Source organism: Croceimicrobium sp., from assembly GCF_965228705.1.
GTDB lineage: Bacteria > Bacteroidota > Bacteroidia > Flavobacteriales > Schleiferiaceae > Croceimicrobium.
In genome coordinates, this window is sequence record NZ_OZ245832.1 from 1,165,747 (window position 1) to 1,186,743 (window position 20,997).

19 protein-coding genes are annotated in these 20,997 nt (G+C 42.8%); 11 read left to right on the forward strand and 8 right to left on the reverse strand.

Annotated features, from left to right (window positions below; genetic code table 11):
• Positions 1–17: 17 nt before the first annotated feature.
• The 3 genes from ACO05P_RS05215 to ACO05P_RS05225 are packed head-to-tail and all read left to right on the forward strand — an operon-like array spanning position 18 to position 3,833.
• A complete protein-coding gene (locus ACO05P_RS05215; protein WP_210758906.1) occupies positions 18–1,391 on the forward strand; it encodes a pyridoxal-phosphate dependent enzyme in 1,374 nt (457 codons plus the stop codon).
• Positions 1,392–1,401: 10 nt separating this feature from the next.
• Positions 1,402–2,181: a helical backbone metal receptor gene (locus ACO05P_RS05220; RefSeq protein WP_421753869.1), complete on the forward strand. Its 780-nt coding sequence runs from the start codon at positions 1,402–1,404 to the stop codon at positions 2,179–2,181.
• A 50-nt stretch (positions 2,182–2,231) separates the two neighbouring features.
• Positions 2,232–3,833 (forward strand): response regulator, encoded by a 1,602-nt coding sequence (locus tag ACO05P_RS05225; RefSeq protein ID WP_421753871.1) that lies wholly within the window; start codon positions 2,232–2,234, stop codon positions 3,831–3,833.
• On the opposite strand, the gene ACO05P_RS05230 is transcribed toward ACO05P_RS05225, so the two are convergent.
• Complete coding sequence (locus ACO05P_RS05230) at positions 3,814–4,830, reverse strand: quinone-dependent dihydroorotate dehydrogenase (RefSeq protein ID WP_421753873.1); 1,017 nt, start codon at positions 4,828–4,830, stop codon at positions 3,814–3,816. The two genes, ACO05P_RS05225 and ACO05P_RS05230, sit on opposite strands and share 20 nt — an antisense overlap.
• Before the next feature lie 87 nt (positions 4,831–4,917).
• Between ACO05P_RS05230 and smpB the strand changes: the two genes are divergently transcribed.
• Positions 4,918–5,373, forward strand: coding sequence for an SsrA-binding protein SmpB (gene smpB / locus ACO05P_RS05235; protein WP_421753874.1), 456 nt, complete (start codon positions 4,918–4,920; stop codon positions 5,371–5,373).
• Here the strand turns inward: smpB and ACO05P_RS05240 are convergent.
• Positions 5,370–5,699: a hypothetical protein gene (locus ACO05P_RS05240; RefSeq protein WP_421753876.1), complete on the reverse strand. Its 330-nt coding sequence runs from the start codon at positions 5,697–5,699 to the stop codon at positions 5,370–5,372. The genes smpB and ACO05P_RS05240 overlap by 4 nt on opposite strands.
• A 288-nt stretch (positions 5,700–5,987) precedes the next feature.
• Between ACO05P_RS05240 and ACO05P_RS05245 the strand changes: the two genes are divergently transcribed.
• Complete coding sequence (locus ACO05P_RS05245; RefSeq protein WP_421753877.1) at positions 5,988–6,608, forward strand: DUF1361 domain-containing protein; 621 nt, start codon at positions 5,988–5,990, stop codon at positions 6,606–6,608.
• On the opposite strand, the gene ACO05P_RS05250 is transcribed toward ACO05P_RS05245, so the two are convergent.
• From ACO05P_RS05250 to rocF, 5 genes are all read right to left on the reverse strand, one after another.
• Positions 6,605–7,480, reverse strand: a complete 876-nt coding sequence (locus ACO05P_RS05250) for a bifunctional 5,10-methylenetetrahydrofolate dehydrogenase/5,10-methenyltetrahydrofolate cyclohydrolase (protein WP_421753878.1) — start codon at positions 7,478–7,480, stop codon at positions 6,605–6,607. The two genes, ACO05P_RS05245 and ACO05P_RS05250, sit on opposite strands and share 4 nt — an antisense overlap.
• Before the next feature lie 53 nt (positions 7,481–7,533).
• Positions 7,534–7,776: a hypothetical protein gene (locus ACO05P_RS05255; protein ID WP_421753880.1), complete on the reverse strand. Its 243-nt coding sequence runs from the start codon at positions 7,774–7,776 to the stop codon at positions 7,534–7,536.
• Between the two features lie 98 nt (positions 7,777–7,874).
• Complete coding sequence (ffh, locus tag ACO05P_RS05260) at positions 7,875–9,224, reverse strand: signal recognition particle protein (RefSeq protein ID WP_421753882.1); 1,350 nt, start codon at positions 9,222–9,224, stop codon at positions 7,875–7,877.
• A gap of 51 nt (positions 9,225–9,275) precedes the next feature.
• Positions 9,276–11,054: an arginine--tRNA ligase gene (gene argS / locus ACO05P_RS05265; RefSeq protein ID WP_421753883.1), complete on the reverse strand. Its 1,779-nt coding sequence runs from the start codon at positions 11,052–11,054 to the stop codon at positions 9,276–9,278.
• Positions 11,054–12,007: an arginase gene (gene rocF, locus ACO05P_RS05270; protein WP_421753884.1), complete on the reverse strand. Its 954-nt coding sequence runs from the start codon at positions 12,005–12,007 to the stop codon at positions 11,054–11,056. The genes argS and rocF overlap by 1 nt, the downstream gene beginning before the upstream one ends.
• 172 nt (positions 12,008–12,179) lie before the next feature.
• Here rocF and ACO05P_RS05275 point away from each other — a divergent pair, with 172 nt between their 5' ends.
• The 3 genes from ACO05P_RS05275 to ACO05P_RS05285 are packed head-to-tail and all read left to right on the forward strand — an operon-like array spanning position 12,180 to position 14,182.
• Positions 12,180–12,812 (forward strand): class I SAM-dependent methyltransferase, encoded by a 633-nt coding sequence (locus ACO05P_RS05275; RefSeq protein ID WP_421753886.1) that lies wholly within the window; start codon positions 12,180–12,182, stop codon positions 12,810–12,812.
• Between the two features lie 57 nt (positions 12,813–12,869).
• A complete protein-coding gene (locus tag ACO05P_RS05280; protein WP_421753888.1) occupies positions 12,870–13,469 on the forward strand; it encodes a transcriptional regulator in 600 nt (199 codons plus the stop codon).
• The gene (locus ACO05P_RS05285) at positions 13,466–14,182 is read left to right on the forward strand and encodes a DUF3307 domain-containing protein (RefSeq protein ID WP_421753890.1); all 717 of its coding nucleotides are present in this window, start codon (positions 13,466–13,468) and stop codon (positions 14,180–14,182) included. The genes ACO05P_RS05280 and ACO05P_RS05285 overlap by 4 nt, the downstream gene beginning before the upstream one ends.
• Here the strand turns inward: ACO05P_RS05285 and ACO05P_RS05290 are convergent.
• Positions 14,179–15,075: a hypothetical protein gene (locus ACO05P_RS05290; RefSeq protein ID WP_421753891.1), complete on the reverse strand. Its 897-nt coding sequence runs from the start codon at positions 15,073–15,075 to the stop codon at positions 14,179–14,181. The two genes, ACO05P_RS05285 and ACO05P_RS05290, sit on opposite strands and share 4 nt — an antisense overlap.
• A 166-nt stretch (positions 15,076–15,241) precedes the next feature.
• Between ACO05P_RS05290 and ACO05P_RS05295 the strand changes: the two genes are divergently transcribed.
• The 3 genes from ACO05P_RS05295 (at position 15,242) to ACO05P_RS05305 (ending at position 20,997) form a co-directional block, all read left to right on the forward strand.
• Positions 15,242–17,575 carry a TonB-dependent receptor gene (locus tag ACO05P_RS05295; RefSeq protein ID WP_421753893.1) on the forward strand — a complete coding sequence of 778 codons (2,334 nt, stop codon included), beginning with the start codon at positions 15,242–15,244 and terminating at the stop codon, positions 17,573–17,575.
• A 2-nt stretch (positions 17,576–17,577) separates the two neighbouring features.
• Entirely contained in the window at positions 17,578–18,435 is an 858-nt protein-coding gene (locus ACO05P_RS05300) for a DUF4249 domain-containing protein (RefSeq protein WP_421753895.1), read from the forward strand.
• Between the two features lie 78 nt (positions 18,436–18,513).
• Positions 18,514–20,997: a DNA translocase FtsK gene (locus ACO05P_RS05305; protein ID WP_421753897.1), complete on the forward strand. Its 2,484-nt coding sequence runs from the start codon at positions 18,514–18,516 to the stop codon at positions 20,995–20,997.

Here is a 20,997-nt window from a genome sequence, read left to right on the forward strand (position 1 = left end):
TCCCAAAAAAACGAGACATGCGTCCAATAAAAAAAGTATACGATAATATCCTTGAAACCATCGGGCATACCCCAATGATTCGCCTCAATGAAATTGTAAAAGATTTCCCTTGCGAGGTTTTAGCCAAGGTAGAATACTTTAATCCCGGTAATTCGGTTAAGGACCGCATGGCTTTACAGATGATTGAAAACGCTGAGAAGGAAGGCAAACTGAAGCCCGGCGGAACCATCATCGAATGTACCTCTGGAAATACGGGCATGGGTCTGGCTTTAGCCGCTATTGTGAAAGGCTATAAACTTATTTGTACCCTCAGCGATAAGCAGAGCAAGGAGAAAATGGATGTTTTACGAGCTATGGGCGCCGAGCTGTATGTATGCCCAACCAATGTGCCACCTGAGCATCCCGATTCCTATTATTCAGTAGCCGATCGTCTGCACAAGGAAATTCCCAACTCTTATTATCCCTATCAATACGATAATCCTGGAAATGCACAGGCGCATTACGATAGTACCGGACCCGAAATTTGGGAACAAACCGAAGGTCGGATTACACATTTTGTAGTGGGTGTGGGCACCGGTGGAACTATTTCTGGCGTAGGTAAATATTTGAAGGAGAAAAATCCTGATATCCAAATTTGGGGTATAGATAGCTATGGCTCAGTTTTCAAGAAATACCACGAGACTGGGGAATTCGACGAAAAGGAAATTTACAGCTATATCACCGAAGGTATTGGTGAAGATATTTTGCCTAAAAACGTTGATTTTGATGTAATTGACTACTTCGAAAAGGTAAGTGATAAAGATGGTGCCTTAGCCACTCGCGAATTGGCGAAGAAGGAAGGTTTATTCCTGGGCTATTCCTGCGGATCTGCTTTTCAGGGTTTACGTCAGTTAAAGGACCGTTTAAAACCTGAAGACGTAGTTGTAGTACTTTTCCATGACCATGGCAGTCGCTATGTAGGCAAGGTTTTTAATGACGATTGGATGCGCGATCGCGGTTTCTTAACCACCGAGAACAGTACCGCTGGCGATCTGGTTAGAGCGCATGAGCATTTACCTTTGGTTTCGGTTCAACCGGATGAAGTGATCGCTCAGGCCATTCAGAAAATGCAGAAACACAGCATTTCTCAAATCCCGGTGATGAAGGATGGTAAACAAGTTGGATCCTTGGATGACAGTCGTCTTTTCCAAGCTATGATCGAAGACCCAGGTTTAGCGGAGAAATTTGTGGAGAGCATTATGGAAGCTCCCTTCCCTGAAGTAGCACCTGATGCGGATGTAAAATCGGTGGCTAAGCTGATCAACAAGGATAATTCTGCAGTTTTGGTACGCTTAAACAGCGGTGCTCTGCACATCATTACCAAGCAGGATTTAATTTCAGCCTTAAGCTAAGCTTCTTTTTTTGCCAGAGTTTCGGGATCAAATAGGACGCAGTTTAGTTGTAAATCATCGTCCACAGCGGATCGTTTCGCTGGTGCCCTCGCTTACCGAATTAATCGTTGACCTGGGCCTGGAATCGGAATTAATTGGACTAAGCTCCTGGTGTGTTCAGCCTCCCGGCTTACGCGAATCGAAAACGGTTATTGGCGGCACTAAGAATCCTAATATTGAGCAGATAAAGAGCTTAAAGCCCGATTTAATCCTTGCTAATAAAGAGGAAAACCTGCAGGAACATATTACTGAATTGGCTGAAAGCATTCCGGTATTTGTAAGTGATGTTCGCAGCTTGGATCAAGCCATTGAACTTATCACCTTATTAGGTTCTGTGGTTTCCAGAGCTAAAGAGGCCCAAATAATGGCTGAAAAGGCTCAAGGATTAATTCAACAACTGCAGCCCGAAGAAAGCCGTCGATTCTTGTATTTCATTTGGAAAGACCCTTATATGGTGGCAAGCACAGACACCTATAGTTCTGCCCTCATGGAAGCTTGCGGATTTGTGAATGTAGCGCCAAAAGATAAAGGTCGCTATCCGCAATTAAGTCTGTCCGAAATCCAGGATCTGAAAGCTGATCTTATTTTTTTAAGCTCGGAACCCTATCCATTTAACAGTGGAGACAGCAGAGACTTATTTCCCTATGCGGACAAAGTATGGATGGTAAATGGCGAATTCTTTACCTGGTATGGAAGCCGCTTAAATAAGACACTGCCCTATTTAATTCAAAAACCCTTCGCATTAATTTAAAAATTCGATTCACGAATATTTTGACTACCTTGCTTTAAAGGCCTGTCTTCGTGAACCAAGCAACAGAACCCATTCTTTTTTATTCGGGAAACTTCCAATGTAAAAAATTGGTAGAGACCACTTTAAATGAAGAAGGCTATCATGTAATGAGCAGTAGTAAGCTCAATGATCTTCCAGAGCTTAAGGCCTTATCCTACTTTCATTTGATCTTATTCTGCCCGGGCGCTGATATAAAGGCCGAAATTCAATACCTCCAGGAAATCAAACGCTTTCATCCGGGAGAATCCATGCCGGTAATCATTTTGGATCCTGCAGGGGAAATGGAAAACCTGGAAGAATTCGCATTTCTAGATGTTCAAGATTACCGAAGTAATGCCATTTCAAAAAGAGCAATTCGCTTTGCGGTCGATAAGCAATTGCAAAGACGTAAAGTCACTTTGGAAAGGGAGGCTGAACTGCAGCGCTTGCGTATCGAAAAGAATAAAAAGAATGCCTTACTAGAAGAAGTAAGTTTAAAAGCTCAAGAAAGCGACCGACTTAAAACTGCCTTCCTCAATAATATTTCGCATGAATTGCGGACCCCGATGAATGGCATATTGGGTTTCCTTGAATATCTGGAAGATCCCCAATTGGAAGGAGATCTTAAAGAACGCTTCATTAAGAACATTCGGGTAAGTAGTGACCGACTACTCAATACCTTACAGGATCTCATAGAGATATCTGAGATTGAAGCCGGCGATCTAAAGGTGAAGTTTGAATCGGTAGACATCAAAAGTTTAATCGACTTTATCTACAAACTTTATTTACCTCGAGCCACCGCTAAAGGCATCCATCTCTCCTATCATATTAACCTTTCAGACGAACACCTCAAAGTTTGGAGTGATCCCAATAAATTGAAGGGAGTTTTAATACACTTACTCAACAATGCATTAAAATTCACCACCAAAGGACAAGTCACAATTCAGGTGCAATTTAACAGTGGACGATTGTTGATGAGCGTGGAAGACAGCGGTATTGGAATGAATCAAAATGACATTGAGATGATTTATCAGCACTTTGTCCAAATCGAGGAGCACCTTACCCGCAAATACGATGGATTAGGCCTGGGACTTAGCATTTGTGAGGCTTACAGTCGCTGCCTAAATGGCGATCTAAAAATTGAGTCGGAAGTTGACGAAGGTACTAAAGTGAGCCTTTCTATTCCTTTCATTAGTGCCAAAGAAGAGGACCACGGTGCACAAAACCTACCTGGTCAAACTATTCGATTTGAACGAGCTAAGGTGCTTTTGGTTGATGATGATCCGATCAATTTACAGCTCCTGGACAAGTTTTTAAAAGACAGTGTAGAGCACTTAGAAACGGTTCGTGCTAAGAACGGAGTTGAGGCGGTTGAATACTTTAAGCAGAGTCCGGATTTTGATCTTATCCTTATGGATCTGAAAATGCCTTTAATGAATGGCTTTGAGGCCACACAAATTATCCGACAAATTAATCAGGAGGTCCCTATCATTGCACAGACCGCTTATGCGATGCATCAGGATAAAGAAAAAGCGCTACAGGAAGGTTGTAATGACTACTTGTCGAAGCCTCTCAACAAAACCTTGTTTTACAGAACTCTGGAGAAATATCTGCTTAAGCTAAAAGTTTCTTAACCAAGCCCGGACCTTCGTAAATAAAACCGGTATACACTTGCACCAGGCTCGCGCCAGCCTCTAATTTTTCGAGATAATCGGCTTTGGTTTGAACGCCCCCCACCGCAATTATAGGGAAGTCTGTTTTGCTATTCTTTTTCAAATAACGAATCACCTCGGTAGAGCGCGCTTTAACCGGCTTCCCACTAAGCCCGCCTGCACCAATCGCCTCTATTTTTTCTGAAGGAGTTTTTAATCCCTCCCTGCTGATTGTGGTATTGGTTGCAATGAGACCTTCAATTTGGGTTTCTTCTACAATTTCAATGATATCATCTAGTTGCGCATCAGTTAAATCCGGAGCAATTTTCAACAGAATGGGTTTAGGATTAGCTTCAGCGGCATTATCCTCTTTCAAAGCTTTAAGGATACGTTTTAAAGGTTCCTTTTCCTGTAGATCGCGTAAATTGGGAGTATTGGGTGAGCTTACATTCACCACAAAATAATCCACATAAGGATGCAAGGCCTTGCGGCAGATGCGGTAATCATCAAGGGCATTTTCATTGGGAGTGACTTTGTTCTTGCCAATATTTCCTCCGATAATCAAATCCTTAGGACGCTTTGCTTTTAATCGCTCAGCCAATTCCTCTACCCCTCCATTATTAAAGCCCATCCGATTAATAAGGGCTTCATCGGCCGGAAGGCGAAATAAACGGGGTTTAGGATTCCCCGGCTGGGCCTTTGGGGTTACAGTACCCACCTCAATAAAGCCAAAACCATAGTTATAGAGCTCACGGTACAATTTCCCATCCTTATCAAAACCTGCTGCCATACCAATCCGATTAGGAAAATGCAAGCCCCAAAGATCTACTGACTCGGTATTTGTAGGACGGTACATAGCTCGGCTAATTGCGCCAAAACCAGGGATGCGATGCATCCAACGAATCATATTAAAAGTAAAGTGGTGTGCTTTTTCAGGGTCCAGGCTAAAGAAAATCGGCTTGAGTAGAAGGCGGTACATCCAAAAATTTTTGCAAAGATACATCCCCAAATCCGTAAAGGCAGCCCTATTGAAGCTCCAAAAGAAGGATGTATCTTCGCAGGCTCTATGGCAGATAGTAAAGTAAATATTAAGAATCGCAAGGCACGTTTCAATTATGAGGTGCTGGACACTTTCGAAGCAGGAATCAAATTGCTGGGAACGGAGATTAAATCCATTCGTGAAGGCAAGGCCAGTTTACAGGAAGCCTATTGCTATTTTGCCGATGAGAGTCGTTTAATGGTTAAAAACATGCACGTAGCGGAATACAGCCATGGCAATATTAATAACCATGAGCCCCTGCGTGAACGCTTGCTTTTACTGCATAAACGCGAATTACAAAAGATTAAAGCGGAAGTGGAAAAAGGAAATCGAACCATCGTTCCACTGAACTTGTATATCAATGATAGAGGTTTAGCCAAAATGAAAATTGCCCTGGCGCAGGGTAAAAAGAATTACGATAAGCGTGAATCCATTAAGGAGCGTGATGTAAAGCGTGATATGGATCGTGCCATGAGACGCTAAACCTTAGCTTTTTTCAAAATGTGTTGGTTGTCTAAATCCTCCAATACTTCCATTTCCAGGCTCTCATCCACTTTCTTACAGCAGGCTCTTAATCTTGCCCTCAAAGCTAAAGCAGCAGGTGGCAATGCCGATTTTGATCTTAAATAAGTAGAGCGATCAGGCCATAGGATATACTCATAGTAATTATTCGCCCGCCGATGAATTCGGGAAGATAATGATCCTCCATATCGGAAGTTCAGATCGTTTAACAGCTTCCAGGTGGCAATAAACTCTTGCTCCTTACCTTCTCGCAAACTATAATAATGCAAGCTTACATGCCTTCTCAAACCCAAGTATTTGTTTCTCTCGAAAATAGAAAAACACTTAGCATTTAATAAGTTTAAAAGTTCAAATTAATTACCTTAAAATGATTTAATTAATTATTGAATAATTCAAAGGGAGCTGAGTCCCTACTAAAAATTCAATTGAGCATCAGGACCCTACCCTTTCATAGCACACTTCCCTTTGGGTTGAAAAGACCTTTAGCTCAGAAAAAACTTTAGTTATTTTTAACGATTAGATTGCAATTTAAACTGCGTTTAGGCATTAATATTGAGCATACTCAATCAACAATAATGTCTAAAAAATTCCTTGCCTTTCTTGCTTTCACCGTTATTTTAAGCATTGGTCGACCTATCTTCAATTCTGGGCACCCAGCCTACTTATTTATCCTCTGGAACTTATTCCTTGCAGCCCTGCCCCTTTTCTTTGCTAAAGTCACAATACGACTACACGAAAAGCCAAAAATTCAAGTCTTAGGCTTTATGGCCTGGCTAATTTTCTTCCCCAATGCTCCATATATTCTTACTGATCTCACTCATCTGGATCATTCCCACGGTTTTGACTGGTATGACACGATCTTAATCCTGGCCGCTGGTATTGCTGGTATCAAAATGGCTTTTGACAGTATGGATATGATATTGGATGAGTTAAAAGGCCTCTTCCCGATAGTTCCAATGCTAATCTGGAATAGCAGCTTTATGCTCTTAGCTGCTTATGGTATTTACCTGGGCCGATACCTCCGCTTCAATAGTTGGGATCTCCTCACCCAGCCAATAAGCTTATTAAAAGCCTGTGCCGATTTATTCATTCACCCTGGAATGTACCGAGGTGAATGGACTATGATCCTGATTTTCGCAGGTTTCCTGATCAGCTTAAAAGCAATCTGGCCTCGTGAAAGCTGGCAAAAAGCCTAGAGTTTATGACGAACTGCCAATAAGGTATTTTTTAAAAGACTAACTCGCGTCATAGGTCCAACTCCACCGGGAACCGGTGTAATGTAGGATGCTTTAGGAGAAACGCTTTTAAATTCGACATCACCTACCAGACGATGACCTGACTTTTTGGTTTTATCCACCACTCGAGTGGTGCCTACATCAATAATTACTACCCCTTCTTTTACCATATCCCCGGTAATGAAATCGGGTTTACCTAATGCAGCAATGATAATATCAGCGCTTTTCAGCAATTCTTTCAAATTGGTGGTTCGGCTGTGACAAAGGGTTACAGTTGCATTTCCGGGATAGTGATTTCGTCCCATCAAGATGCTGGCCGGTAAGCCTACGATATGAGAGCGACCAACCACCACACAGTGTTTTCCTCCGGTTTCAATATTATAACGGTCTAGTAGATCCATTATCCCCATTGGAGTAGCCGGAACATAGCTGGGCAGGTTAAGGGCCATTTTACCCAAATTGGTAGGATGAAAACCATCCACATCCTTTTCGGGATCGATTGCCATTAAGACCTTTTGCTCATTAATATGTTTGGGTAATGGAAGCTGAACGATAAAGCCATCAATATCATCATCAGTATTCAGACGCTCTACTTCTTCCAGCAATTCTTTTTCGGAAATGGTTTCCGACAGTTTTACCAAACTCGATTTAAAACCCACTTCTTCACAATCGCGGATCTTAGCATTCACATAGGTAATACTTGCCCCATTATTGCCCACCAGCACTGCTGCCAAATGTGGGGTTTTACCACCTTTGGAGGTAATTACTTTTACTTCCTCAGCAATTTCGTTGCGAATTTCCTGTGAGGTTTTCTTGCCGTCGATAAGAATCATGATGCTCCGTTTAGAAGCTGCAAAGTTAGGGCAAAGCGACGGTTTAGCAAGGTCTATCTACGCTCTCTGCGCAAGGCCCTTCCTGTTCCGATCAAAATCCCGGGAATAACTAAATGAAGTACCCAATAAAGTAGGGTATCCATTTCATCCTTCATCATAAATTCATCCGGATCACTCTTATAATGCTTCCACATTAAAGGTGCTTCTTCCCAAATGGTTGGACTTAAATAGGCCAAATGCAATAGGATTGCAATGGATATAATGATAATCAGTGTACCTAGAAACTTCCTCCCCATAATTCTCTTTGATTAGAAAGCGCTAATATACTAATCAAAACAAAATAGTAGCTTGATAATTAGGGGCCTGGATTCCAGCTTTTAATGCAATAAGGGGATTACATCGGACGGCCTCCACCGCCCATGCCGCGCATCATTTGCGCCATACCACGACGACCGCCAGCACCTTGCATCATCTTCATCATTTTCGACATTTCAGCAAATTGTTTCATTAATTGATTCACTTCCTGAATGTCTTTTCCCGCTCCGGCGGCGATTCGCTTGCGGCGACTTCCGTTAATTAACTTTGGATTGGCACGTTCATCTGGAGTCATCGATTGAATAATAGCTTCCACTCCTTTAAAGGCATCATCATCCAGATCGATGTTCTTCATCATTTTCCCCATGCCTGGGATCATGCCCATCAAATCCTTCATATTACCCATTTTCCGAATTTGATTGATCTGACCTAAGAAATCATCAAAATCAAATTGGTTTTTGGCAATTTTCTTCTGAACCCTGCGGGCTTCATCCTCATCAAACTGTTCCTGGGCACGTTCTACCAAAGAAACCACATCCCCCATTCCGAGAATTCGGTCGGCCATACGAGTTGGATGGAATACATCCAGGGCATCCATTTTTTCGCCGGTACCAATAAACTTAATCGGCTTATTAACCACCGAACGAATGGTAAGGGCTGCTCCACCACGGGTATCACCATCCAATTTGGTAAGGATAACCCCTTCGTAATCCAGAACATCATTAAAGGCCTTGGCCGTATTCACGGCATCCTGACCCGTCATGGAGTCTACCACAAAAAGAGTTTCCTGTGGTTTTACCGCTTGATGAATATTGCGGATTTCGGCCATCATTTCTTCATCAATGGCCAAACGACCCGCGGTATCGATAATTACTGTATTAAAGCCATTAGCCTTAGCATGAGCTACCGCTTTTTGAGCAATATCTACCGGGTTTTTATTCTCCTTATCCGAAAATACCTCAACCCCTATTTGTTCACCAACTACATGCAGCTGATCAATCGCCGCCGGACGGTAAACATCACAGGCTACTAAAAGTACTTTTCGGGTTTTCTTGCGCTTCAGGTAATTGGCCAGTTTACCGGAATGGGTGGTTTTACCCGAACCCTGTAAACCTGCCATCAGGATAATGCTTGGCTTTTGCGTCAGATCTAAATCAGATGCTGTTCCCCCCATTAAGGTTGCCATCTCATCGCGTACCGCCTTGGTTAAAACCTGTCCTGGCTTTAAGCTCGTAAGTACATCGGCTCCTAAAGCCTTCTCTTTAACGGTATTGGTAAATTCCTTGGCGATTTTAAAGCTCACGTCGGCATCCACCAAAGCGCGGCGGATTTCCTTAAGGGTTTCAGCAACGTTTACTTCTGAAACCTGGCCGTGACCTTTTAATACGTGAAAGGCTTTTTCTAATTTATCCTGAAGATTGTCAAACATAATCCTGATTCAAAAAGGGTGGCAAATTTAAAAATTTAAATGCGCCGGTTTTTACATTCGATTGGGCACCTCAATACCAAGGAGGGCCATTGCATTTTTCACTACAGCCGCCGTTTTACGGGACAAATCTACTCTGAAGGCTACCGCTGCTCCATCCTCATCATTTAAGATACTCACTTGTTGATAGAAGGCATTGTACATCTTCACCAAATCATAGGTATAATTCGCAATTACCGAAGGCGCTTTGTCTTTAGCTGCTTCCAATACCATTTCCGGGAAGTTCAGCACGGCTTTGATTAAATCGCGTTCCTGACTGATTAAGTCGGTATAATTTCCGGTAGCAGAACCATTCATTTCCTCCGCCTTTCGCAATAATGACTGGATACGAGCATGAGTGTACTGAATAAATGGACCGGTATTGCCCTGAAAATCCACCGACTCCTCCGGATTGAACAGCATGCGTTTTTTAGGATCTACTTTCAGCATGAAATACTTCAATGCCCCCATGCCAATCATGTGATGCAATTCAGCTTTAGTAGCCTCGTCGATACCATCCGTTTTTCCTAATTCCTCTGAAATCCGACGGGCAGTATCCTTCATCTCATCCATCAGATCATCGGCGTCCACCACAGTTCCCTCTCGAGACTTCATCTTGCCGGAAGGCAGATCTACCATACCATAGCTTAAATGGTATAATTGCTCGGCCCACTTATAACCCAATTTCTTGAGGATGGCGAAAAGCACCTTAAAGTGATGATCCTGCTCATTACCTACGGTATAGATCATACCATCGATACCAAAGTCTTCATAACGCTGAATGGCAGTACCAATATCCTGGGTCATATATACGCTGGTTCCATCCTTTCGGAGAAGGAGTTTTTGCCCCAGGTTTTCAGCTTCCAAATCACACCAAACGGAGCCATCTTCCTTTTGAAAGAAAAGTCCTTTAGCTAATCCATCTTCCACCACTTGCTTCCCTAAAATATAGGTATCGCTTTCGTAATAGTTCTTATCGAAGTTTACGCCTAAACGTTGGTAGGTCTCATTAAAGCCTGCATATACCCAGCTATTCATGGTTTTCCAGAGTGCCACGGTAGCTTCATCGCCCTGTTCCCACTTACGCAGGGTTTCACGCGCTTCTTGAAGGATAGGCGCTTCTTCCTTAGCTTCATCTTCTGTTTTTCCAGCAGCGATAAGCTCCGCAATTTGGGCTTTGTAGGCCTTATCAAACTCTACATAGTATTTACCCACCAGATGATCGCCTTTCAAAGCTGAAGTTTCCGGGCTTTCATCATTGGCAAATTTCTGCCAGGCCACCATGCTCTTACAAATATGGATTCCCCGATCGTTAATGATCTGAACCTTCTTTACATTCTTTCCGGCTGCAGCCAGGATATTTGATACCGAATAACCTAAAAGGATATTACGGATATGCCCCAAGTGTAAAGGTTTGTTGGTATTGGGTGAAGAATATTCTACCAATATGGTTTCATTGCCTTTCGGCTGATGACCGTAATTTTCCAAATCCTGAATTCCGTGCAAGCAAGCTAACCAGTAGTCTGAGCTAATTTCCACGTTCAAAAAGCCCTTAATCACATTAAAGGAATGAACCTCCGCCATGCGTTCTTGCAAAGCGGTTCCAATTTCTTCTGCGGTGGCTTCCGGCTTTTTCTTGCTGGATCGCAGGTATGGAAATACCACCAAAGTAAGGTCACCTTCAAATTCTTTACGAGTAGGCTGCCAATCCATGGGAGCATTCTCTAATCCATAAAGTGCTTTTAAAAGCTCTGAGGTTTCCGCTTGTAAGCGGTTCAGGATATCGTGCTGCATTAGTTCTGTTCTTGCGCTTCGATTTGTTCGTAAACGGGTTTAAATATGCGGAAGGCCGTTTCGGCCATCGAATTTCCTTTTTTATCCAATAAGGGGTTGATCTCTACCATTTCAAAGCAGATAAATCGAGGGTCTTTCAAAAGAGTTAATACAATTTCTCTGGCCTCTTCTTCATTAAATCCTCCAGGTACTGGTGTTCCCGTTCCCTCGCTTATGCTGGGGTCCATAGAATCTACATCGAAGGAGAGGTATAAAATTTCGCAATCCCCCAAATACTCCAGGCTTTCCTTACAAATGGCTGCAATTCCTTGCTCGCGAACCTCTTCTACAGTGTAATTAGGAATCTCATACTTTTCCATAATTACATCCTCGGGCGTTTCGGTACTGCGCACTCCGATGTATACCAGGTCTTGCGGTAGAACTCTTTGATTTGATCCCTTCATCTCATTCCAATGCCAAATAGTCTCCTGTTCCGGTTGATTGTTTTGGCATTCTAAATTATCCTCGTGAATGGCAGTGGCCAATGGCATACCGTGAACATTTCCACTAGGACTGGTATAAGGGCTGTGTAGATCGGCATGGGCATCTACCCAAATTACCCCTAGGCGTTTATTAGGAAAAGCTTTTTTGATACCGGCAATGGTACCTCCGGCACTACTGTGATCCCCGGCAACTATTAAAGGAAACTGATCATCGCGTAAGCTCTGATTCACCACGTTTTCAATGCGATTGTACATTTCAGCGATACCGTCTAGTCGCTTGGCATAGTTTAAATCAGTTTCCTGATATAAATGATGATTTACGGTTTCCAATCTTATTTCAGGGTGACGAAGGAAAAAGCTTCGATCGTATTGCAAACTGGCAATTTGCATGGCGTCTAATCCCAGAGAAGAACCGCGGGTTCCGGCGCCTAATTCTGAGGTAACTCCAATTATTTGTAATCGCTTAGACATATTGTGCTTTTTGAGAGGCCGCAAAATTAGGGAAAAGGTGTTGAGCTACTTAATATCGATCAGCCTATTTCGCCCTTCAACTTAGTGTTAGATGCAATTCCCCAGAAAGAGAGCTCTATCACCTTTTTACCCTATAAAAGTGTGTAGCTTCGCATTAAATAGGCTATTGATTATGCAAGTAAAAGTCGATGTTCAAAATCACTGGGAAAAGATTTACAGCGAAAAAGAAAGCACCATGCTTAGCTGGTATCAAGAAGTCCCGGATAGCTCGATGAACTGGATTAATCAATTGGAGCTTAATCCAAACGCAAATATTTTAGACGTAGGGGGTGGTGACAGCCGATTAGTGGATAAGCTCACTTCCAAAGGTTTTAAACAAGTTACTGTTTTAGACCTTTCGGCGAAAGCCCTTGAAAAAGCCCGCAAACGACTTGGTCACACTGCTTTAAATGTAAAGTGGCTTGCTCAAAATATTCTGGACTATAAGCCTTCTGAAAATGTGGATTTCTGGCATGATCGCGCCGCCTTTCACTTTTTACGTGAAAGCGGTGAAATTCAACAGTACAAAGATTTGGCCGCAGCAGCCATTCGACCTGGAGGCTATCTTCTGGTTGCTACCTTTTCGGATCAAGGTCCACTAAAATGTAGTGGCTTGGAAGTAAGTCGCTATGGTGAGGCTGATCTTGAAGCACTTTTTGCGGACCATTTTGAGGTGATCGGGCATCAAAGAGAAATCCACAATACTCCCTTCGACAGCCATCAAGAATTCCTATTTATGTTGTTAAGGCGAAAAAAAAGGGACTGAATGGTTTAAATCGCCTTAAAAAACGATATATTTGAATATCGTAAAATAAGGCGATATATGTTAGCGGTAATTAGCGGAGATATCATTAAGTCATCAGCCCATAAGGCTCAAAACTACCAAGAGCCTTTAAAGCTGGAAGTTGCCGAAGGAAGAGTTGCCTATGGAGATTGGGCAATTTTCCAGGGTGATGGTTTTCAATTACGTTGCCCAGCTCAAGATGCCTTAAGGCAGGCCCTCCTTTTAAAGGCTCGGCTTAAGCAAAAAGATGGTCCCGATATTCGCTTAGCTATCGGCTTGGGGCCTGATGCACCAAGCTCGGTACCCATCAATGAAGATACCGGCCTGGCATATCAGTATTCCGGTCGTTTGTTAAAGGAGCTCAAAAAGCAAAGCCTCGCCTTCCGTTCGGATTATCACGATTTAGATACTACGCTCAATCTAATGGCCAAATTGGCGATGTTAGTCGCAGATCATTGGACACCCCCCGTTGCAGAGCTCATTCATTTATCATTGCGAGATCCTCAACGCAATCAAAAAGATTTAATGCGCTTAAGCGGCAAATCTCAGAGCACGGTTTCCGAAGCTTTAAAACGCGGCGGTTTTGATGCCCTTTCCGATTTCGAAGCTTATTTTAGAGCTCAAATCGAAGCTTTATGATCACTCTTTTTCTTCAGCTTTTGTTAGCACACTTTCTGGGAGATTTTGTGTTCCAAAGTCATGCCTGGGCTGAAGCCAAAGCTTTAAAAGGCTTTAAAAGCAGGGCCTTTTATTACCACATCCTGGTGCATGCCCTTCTCTTAATCCTTTGCACGGCCTTTCAATTTGAGCTTTGGCCCTGGTGGATTTTGGTTGTTTTTAGTCACGCCCTAATTGACCAATTGAAATACCACTTCCGAAATTGGTTTAAGGCTCTGCCCCTCTTTATTGCTGATCAATTGGCACATATCTCCATCCTCGCCCTGGCAAGTTTTGCCAATTTTAATCAATGGCCCGATTTCTCCTTTTTACAAGGAGCTTCTTTCATCAGCTTGATTTTGGCTTTAATCTTCGTGAGTTTCGTGTCTTCTTTAATTATGCGATTGGTTATGCAGCAATGGGTATTGGATGAAGACCCTAAAGCGCATTCACTGGCTAAAGCCGGATTGTACATTGGCGTGCTTGAACGACTTTTCGTCTTTGGTTTTATTGTCCTCAATCAATGGCAGGCAATAGGCCTTTTAATAGCTGCCAAGTCGGTTTTTCGCTTTGGAGATCTTTCTCGTGCCAAGGACCGTAAGCTCACCGAGTACGTGCTTATCGGGACCTTACTTAGCTTTGCTCTGGCTATGGCCACAGGTCTTATCTATCTTGAAATAATTAAAGTGATTTAATACGTCTCTCTTTGCATGGCCTTGACGATGCTACCTGGGCTTTGATCAAAAACATTTAAGTCGATAAATAGATCTTCCTGACCTTCATCATGCATGGACTCTAATTTAAGTCGTCCATCTTCTTCAAGGCTATATTCAATGTAAGTTCCTGCATTGCAGCTTTCTAAAGCGTAGTGATCAGCTTTGAGAAAAAAGCCTTCCACCGAAAAATGAATTAGGTATAGACCGGTTTCAAATCCCGCCCCACAGCGGCCCATTGGATTCCAGGGATTGGAATCGTAGATATAATGAAGTAGTACAGAGTATTCATTTTCTGCAAGGACGGAATAACCTGAACCCACCAGGCCCATTGCCTCCAGATCCATTGCGCGACCATCATCCCAAACTAAATGTCGAAAGGAGCGGTACAGCTGTGAAGGATCAAAGCTTAAGCGTAATTCCTCTTTTTTAGCCCCTTTTTGCCAGTAGGCATTATCCTGTGTGAAATGAAATCGCTCTCCAAAGAAATCGAATTCTTCACTGCTTAGAATTGGCCAGGGATCCATTAAATCGGGGTAGCCATCAACAAAATCAAGTTCCGGATAGGCTATTTCTCGAATGCTATCCATATAAGCATCCCCACTAAATAGCAGTAGCTGCTGCCCGGATTGCAATCCAAAAATTGGAATAGCAGTACCTACAGAATTATACGAATACCAACCTTCCACTACGGTATATGGGTGCATTCGATCTTCAGTTGCGACGATTTGCAAATACATGCGAATGGGATAATCTCCAATTTGCCCATTAAAGAGGCTTTCCTGAATTACATGCTCCTCAATTCTGCTATGAAAATCTTGAGCCCCTAAGTTACCTATGCTGAGGCTTATAGCTATAAAGCACAATCTTCGCATGTTTAATTTTTTAGTGAAATTAATTTTTCGGCCCGAGTTTTGAAAGGATCGGCGCATTCATCCTCAAAATATTTGCATTCGAATTTCCAACTATTATTTCTGGAGAGTCGTCTGCAATGCAAACGAACTATTGACGTTTATGATTCGTCGTAACGAAAACTAAAAAATGCAAAGAATCTTTCTTCTGGGTCTGTTGCTATCCCTGCAATCCAGCTTATGGGCCCAAAAAAGCTTCACGGTAAGTGGCTATGTCGAAGACGCCCTCTCACGTGAACGAATTATCGGTGTTAACCTCTATATCGATGGTAGCACTATCGGAACCACCACCAATACTTTCGGCTATTATTCACTTTCTCTCCCCCCTGGTGAATACGATTTAATCGTCTCTTTTATCGGATTCGAAAGCATTCGCGAAAGGATTGTAATTAAAGATAAAAACCTAAAACTGGATTTTGAGCTCAAAGAAGCTTTTGAATCTTTGGAAGAGGTTACTGTTACGGCCGAAGAAGCTCAGGTGGAACAGGTTCAAATGAGTCAGGTTCAATTAAGTGTTTCAGAGATCAAAAAAATCCCTGCCTTTTTAGGAGAAGTGGATATCATCCGTGCCATTCAGTTATTACCGGGTGTTCAAAGTGGAAATGAAGGAACCACCGGTTTTTATGTTCGCGGTGGCAGCCCTGATCAAAACCTAATTCTTCTGGATGGGGTTCCAGTTTATAATGCCTCACACCTTTTTGGTTTCTTTTCGGTATTCAATGCGGATGCCATTAAAAACGTAAATCTTACCAAAGGTGGTTTTCCGGCACGTTTTGGAGGGCGTTTAAGCTCGGTGTTGGAAATCGATATGAAGGAAGGGAACCTACGCGAATTTCACGGTGAAGGTTCTTTAGGTCTAATCAGCAGCAAGCTTACTATTGAAGGTCCAATTTGGAAAGACCACACTTCATTTATTGTGAGCGGCCGCCGAACCTATTATGATATTTTAGCCGCTCCCTTTATTCCGGAAGGCCAGGATTTTGGCTATTACTTCGCCGACTTAAATGCCAAGATCAATCATGTTTTTTCTCGTAAGGATCGAATTTACCTGAGCTATTACAATGGTATTGATGACTTTGGATTTCGGGAAGAATACGATAATGACCCCTTCTTTGGAGGTGGCGAAGGCTATGACGAATCCGGATTGAACTGGGGTAACCATACCGGAGCCTTACGTTGGAACCACCTTTACAGTGATAAGCTTTTTAGTAATCTTACTGCTACCTTTTCTCAATATCGCTTCTCCATTGGATTCGAAAGCTATTATAAAGATGATACCGAGGAAAACCGCAGTGGATTTGAGTACTTCTCCTTAATCCGTGATTATGGCTTGCGTTACGATTTGGAATACGCTCTTAATAATGAACATCAATTACGTTTTGGTGCTTCTTACACCAATCACACCTTTCGTCCGGGTGTAGCACAAATAGAAGAGACCTTCAATGGAGCCGGTATCGATTCGATTCTGGATTTATCTAAGAAGGTATTCGCCAATGATCTTTATGTGTATGCCGAGGATGATTGGAAAATAGGTACTAAATGGCGGGTAAATTATGGTTTGCATTATTCTGCTTACCTCACCAATGACAATGCCTTTTATCACAATTTACAACCGCGGGTATCTGCTCGTTATTTAATTAATGACGAAATTTCCGTGAAAGGCTCTTATGCCTTGATGAATCAATATGTGCACCTACTTTCCAATTCCGGTATTGGTTTACCCACTGATCTATGGGTAAGTTCTACAGCTAAAGTAAAACCCCAAATTTCGCAACAGGTGGCAGTGGGTAGTAGTACCTCTTTATGGAATAAGCGATTCGAATTTAGTGCTGAAGCCTATTATAAAGTGATGAGCAATTTGATCGAATACAAAGAAGGAGCTTCTTTCCTATCCAATACCGACTGGCAGAGTACAGTTGAAACCGATGGTGAAGGCGAGGCTTATGGTTTAGAACTGCTTTTCCGCAAAAAGAAAGGCAAAACCACGGGTTGGATTGGCTACACCCTAGCTTGGAGTAACCGTCGATTCGGGAATTTAAATGATGGTGAATGGTATCCTTATCGCTTTGATAGACGCCACGACATTAGTGTGGTGCTTAATCATCAATTCAGTGAGCGTTTCGATTTGGGCCTGACCTGGGTTTACGGAACCGGTAACACCTTTACCGCTCCTATCTCCCAATTTATGCTAACCAATGAATATGGCTCGGCAAACACATACGACCGCTTTAGTGATCGCAACGGATTACGTATGCCAGCTTACCACCGTTTAGACTTAGGTTTTAACTGGCATGTTAAAACCAAATGGGGACAGAGTACCTGGAATATCTCCGTGTACAATGCTTATTCACGCCAGAACCCCTTCTTCCTTTATCTCAATCAAAACAGTAATGGAGAGCGACGCATAAATCAAGTGAGCCTCTTCCCTATTATTCCTTCCATCTCTTATCAATTCAAATTCTAGCCATGAAAAAACTTTGCTATTTCCTACCGCTCCTTGCTTTATGGTCTTGCGAAAAAGAGCTGGATTATGAAATACCCAATCCCGGTCCTCAAATTGTGGTTGATACCCGACTGAAAAGCGGCCAGGGACTGGAGGTTTTCTTAAGTGAGTCTGTGTATTCACTTTCTTCTGCCGACCCAAAAACTCGTGATGATTTCGAAGCCTGGTTGTACACGGATGACCCTGCTTCTCCTTTCCAATTAACTGCCGAGGCCTATAACCCAGGTTATGAACCTCAATTTGTGTATCGCACCCCCCATCAGGTAATTGCTGATCAAAATTACCGCCTGGTTGTGCGTGGTCCTGGTTTCCCGGAAGCCACTGTGAGTGAACGTGTACCCAGTCCTGTTGAAATTGATACAGTGATCTACAATCGCACGGACAAGGAATTTACCTTCCGCTTTACCGATAATGGCTCGACCGACGATTATTATATGATTACCATTAATGAATTGGGGTCCGATGATCTAATCTATTCCTCTCTGGACCTTGCCTTGGAATTCTTTGAATTTCAAGATTTTATAGGCGATTCGGAATTTGATGGTCGCCAGTATGGTTTTGCGAGCTATTTAAAGGATGATGATTTCAATGGTAAGTCCCGCGAATTAAAGGTGCGGATTGAAAGCGAAACCTCAGCAGTCTTTGTGGAATTGCGCTTACATCATATTTCCTCCAGCTATTATCGGCACGAGTTAACCAAGTCGGCCTATAATTATAATGATGGTTTTTTCAGTGAGCCTTCCCAGATATACTCTAATGTAGAAAACGGATATGGTATTATGGCTACCTCAGCATCTACCTTCCGAAGGGTACAATTTTAGAAACATTGTTAATTACCCTCCGCCCGGGGGCCGCGGTCGCAGCATAATGTTCTTATTTTTGCCTCTGCGTAAGAATATATGGCGACAAAAAAGCAAAGTAAATCCCGTAGCAAGGCGAAAAGCAAGCGTCCTAAACTGAGTACTGCTCAAATAGGCGAAGCTTTTCGAAACCCAACTTACCAAATGGTGTTCGGGATTTTCTTAGTAAGCACCGCTCTGTTTTTGGCAGGCTCCTTCTTTTCCTATCTATTGCATTGGACTCAGGATCAAAGCCTGGTGGGTCAAAGCTATGGTGAGGTTTTAGCTCGTCCAGAAATTCAAGCTCAAAATGCCCTGGGTAAATTAGGTGCCGGATTAGCCCATCAATTTATCCATCTTTGGTTTGGAATTGCAGCCTTTTTAGTGCCTTGGTTTTTATTGATAAGTGGGCTCCGTCTTACCTTAAGGGTTAGCCTTCAGCCTCTGGGTCGTAGTTTGGCCTCTAGCTTGTTCCTATTGATTTGGATTCCCAGTCTCTTTGCCTTCATTGCACCTCAAAGCAGCTATTTGTCGGGAGCTTCAGGCTATTTTTACGCTGCCTGGCTGGGAAGTTTAGCTGGTCCTATTGGTACCCTGATTGTTCTTTTAGCCAGCATACTAGTTTATTTAGCCCTTCGCTTCCGCTGGACGGCCGATAAGGTAAAGAGCTTCTTCGCGAAATTTAAGCGGCCCGAAAAGAAGGAACTGGAGGATCCTGATAGTCATTTGGAAGTGCAAGATGATTATTCATCAGCCACAGCTGAACCCACGGAAGCACTGGTAGAAGATAGTCCAGCTGAGGAAGAATCTCTAGAAGAAGAGCCGCAAGAAGAATCATCCTTAGAATTTGAACTTTCTACTCAGGAAGAAGAAAATCAAGCCAGCGAAGACGAAATAAGATCGGCCCCCGAGCCAGAAGAAACTCCAGAAGAAACGGATGACACCGATTTCGAAATTGAGCAAAAGGAAGAAGAAGAGGCTCTTAGTGCCAGCGAGGTAAACCGCAAAGTGAAAGAGTTTGGTCCCTATGACCCCACATTGGACCTTTCGAAATTCAAATTACCCACCCTTGATTTATTAAAGGATTACGGTTCTACCAATATTACCATCAACGAAGAGGAATTAGCCAGTAATAAGAATAAGATTGTTGAAACTCTCAATAACTACAAGATTGAGATTTCAAAAATCAAGGCTACCATTGGCCCTACTGTAACCTTATACGAAATTGTGCCTGCTCCGGGAGTGCGTATTTCAAGGATTAAAAACCTGGAAGATGATATCGCCCTATCCTTAAGTGCATTGGGGATTCGGATTATTGCTCCGATTCCGGGTCGTGGTACCATTGGTATTGAGGTACCCAGCACCAATCCTCAAATGGTCCCGATGCGGAATTTAGTGGCGGGTGAAAAATTTCAGGAGAGCAAGATGGAGCTCCCCATTGCTTTTGGTAAAACCATTAGCAATGAAACCTATGTAACCGATCTGGCCAAAATGCCTCACCTTCTTATGGCTGGTGCTACTGGTCAGGGTAAGTCGGTAGGTTTAAACGTAATACTTACCTCCCTACTCTATCGCAAGCACCCATCACAGGTGAAATTTGTATTAGTAGACCCTAAGAAAGTAGAACTTACCCTCTTTAATAAAATTGAGCGTCATTATCTGGCTAAACTTCCGGATACCGAAGAAGCGATTATCACCGACACTACCAAGGTAATTAATACGCTAAACTCACTTTGTATTGAGATGGACGATCGCTATGAGCTGCTTAAGAATGCTATGGTGCGAAACATCAAAGAGTACAATGCGAAGTTTATCGCCCGAAAATTAAACCCGGAGGAAGGTCACCGTTACTTGCCTTATATCGTTTTGGTGATTGATGAGTTTGCGGATCTTATTATGACCGCCGGTAAGGAAGTGGAAACACCTATTGCCCGATTGGCCCAGTTAGCCCGCGCCATCGGAATCCATTTAATTGTTGCCACCCAAAGACCTTCGGTAAATGTAATTACCGGTATAATTAAGGCGAACTTCCCGGCGCGGGTTGCCTTTAGAGTAACTTCTAAAATCGATTCCCGTACTATTCTAGATGCCGGCGGTGCAGAACAACTAATTGGTAAAGGTGATATGTTATTGAGTCAAGGTTCAGACCTGATCCGATTACAATGTGCCTTTGTCGATACTCCTGAAGTTGAAAAGATTACCGATTACATTGGAGGCCAGAAAGCCTATCCTGAAGCCTATAAATTACCTGAATACAAAGGCGCAGATGAAGATGGAAATACAGGCATTGACATTTTAGATCCCTCCGAAAGAGATGCTTTATTTGAAGATGCCGCCCGCCTGGTTATTCAATCGCAACAGGGTTCCACTTCTATGTTACAACGCAAATTGAAGTTGGGTTATAACCGCGCAGGTCGAATTGTAGATCAATTGGAGGCCGCAGGTATTATTGGACCTTTTGAAGGATCTAAAGCCCGTGAAGTATTGATTCCGGATGAATACGCTCTGGAACAGTTATTGAATCAAGAGAAGAACAAAGAATAA

What these genes read in the sequence shown, in the direction of transcription:
- ACO05P_RS05215 (WP_210758906.1), top strand. Translation starts at nt 18, where the DNA reads ATGCGTCCAATAAAAAAAGTATACGATAATATCCTTGAAACCATCGGG.
- ACO05P_RS05230 (WP_421753873.1), bottom strand. Translation starts at nt 4,830, where the DNA reads ATGTACCGCCTTCTACTCAAGCCGATTTTCTTTAGCCTGGACCCTGAA.
- smpB (WP_421753874.1), top strand. Translation starts at nt 4,918, where the DNA reads ATGGCAGATAGTAAAGTAAATATTAAGAATCGCAAGGCACGTTTCAAT.
- ACO05P_RS05245 (WP_421753877.1), top strand. Translation starts at nt 5,988, where the DNA reads ATGTCTAAAAAATTCCTTGCCTTTCTTGCTTTCACCGTTATTTTAAGC.
- ACO05P_RS05250 (WP_421753878.1), bottom strand. Translation starts at nt 7,480, where the DNA reads ATGATTCTTATCGACGGCAAGAAAACCTCACAGGAAATTCGCAACGAA.
- ACO05P_RS05255 (WP_421753880.1), bottom strand. Translation starts at nt 7,776, where the DNA reads ATGGGGAGGAAGTTTCTAGGTACACTGATTATCATTATATCCATTGCA.
- ffh (WP_421753882.1), bottom strand. Translation starts at nt 9,224, where the DNA reads ATGTTTGACAATCTTCAGGATAAATTAGAAAAAGCCTTTCACGTATTA.
- argS (WP_421753883.1), bottom strand. Translation starts at nt 11,054, where the DNA reads ATGCAGCACGATATCCTGAACCGCTTACAAGCGGAAACCTCAGAGCTT.
- rocF (WP_421753884.1), bottom strand. Translation starts at nt 12,007, where the DNA reads ATGTCTAAGCGATTACAAATAATTGGAGTTACCTCAGAATTAGGCGCC.
- ACO05P_RS05275 (WP_421753886.1), top strand. Translation starts at nt 12,180, where the DNA reads ATGCAAGTAAAAGTCGATGTTCAAAATCACTGGGAAAAGATTTACAGC.
- ACO05P_RS05280 (WP_421753888.1), top strand. Translation starts at nt 12,870, where the DNA reads ATGTTAGCGGTAATTAGCGGAGATATCATTAAGTCATCAGCCCATAAG.
- ACO05P_RS05285 (WP_421753890.1), top strand. Translation starts at nt 13,466, where the DNA reads ATGATCACTCTTTTTCTTCAGCTTTTGTTAGCACACTTTCTGGGAGAT.
- ACO05P_RS05290 (WP_421753891.1), bottom strand. Translation starts at nt 15,075, where the DNA reads ATGCGAAGATTGTGCTTTATAGCTATAAGCCTCAGCATAGGTAACTTA.
- ACO05P_RS05295 (WP_421753893.1), top strand. Translation starts at nt 15,242, where the DNA reads ATGCAAAGAATCTTTCTTCTGGGTCTGTTGCTATCCCTGCAATCCAGC.
- ACO05P_RS05300 (WP_421753895.1), top strand. Translation starts at nt 17,578, where the DNA reads ATGAAAAAACTTTGCTATTTCCTACCGCTCCTTGCTTTATGGTCTTGC.
- ACO05P_RS05305 (WP_421753897.1), top strand. Translation starts at nt 18,514, where the DNA reads ATGGCGACAAAAAAGCAAAGTAAATCCCGTAGCAAGGCGAAAAGCAAG.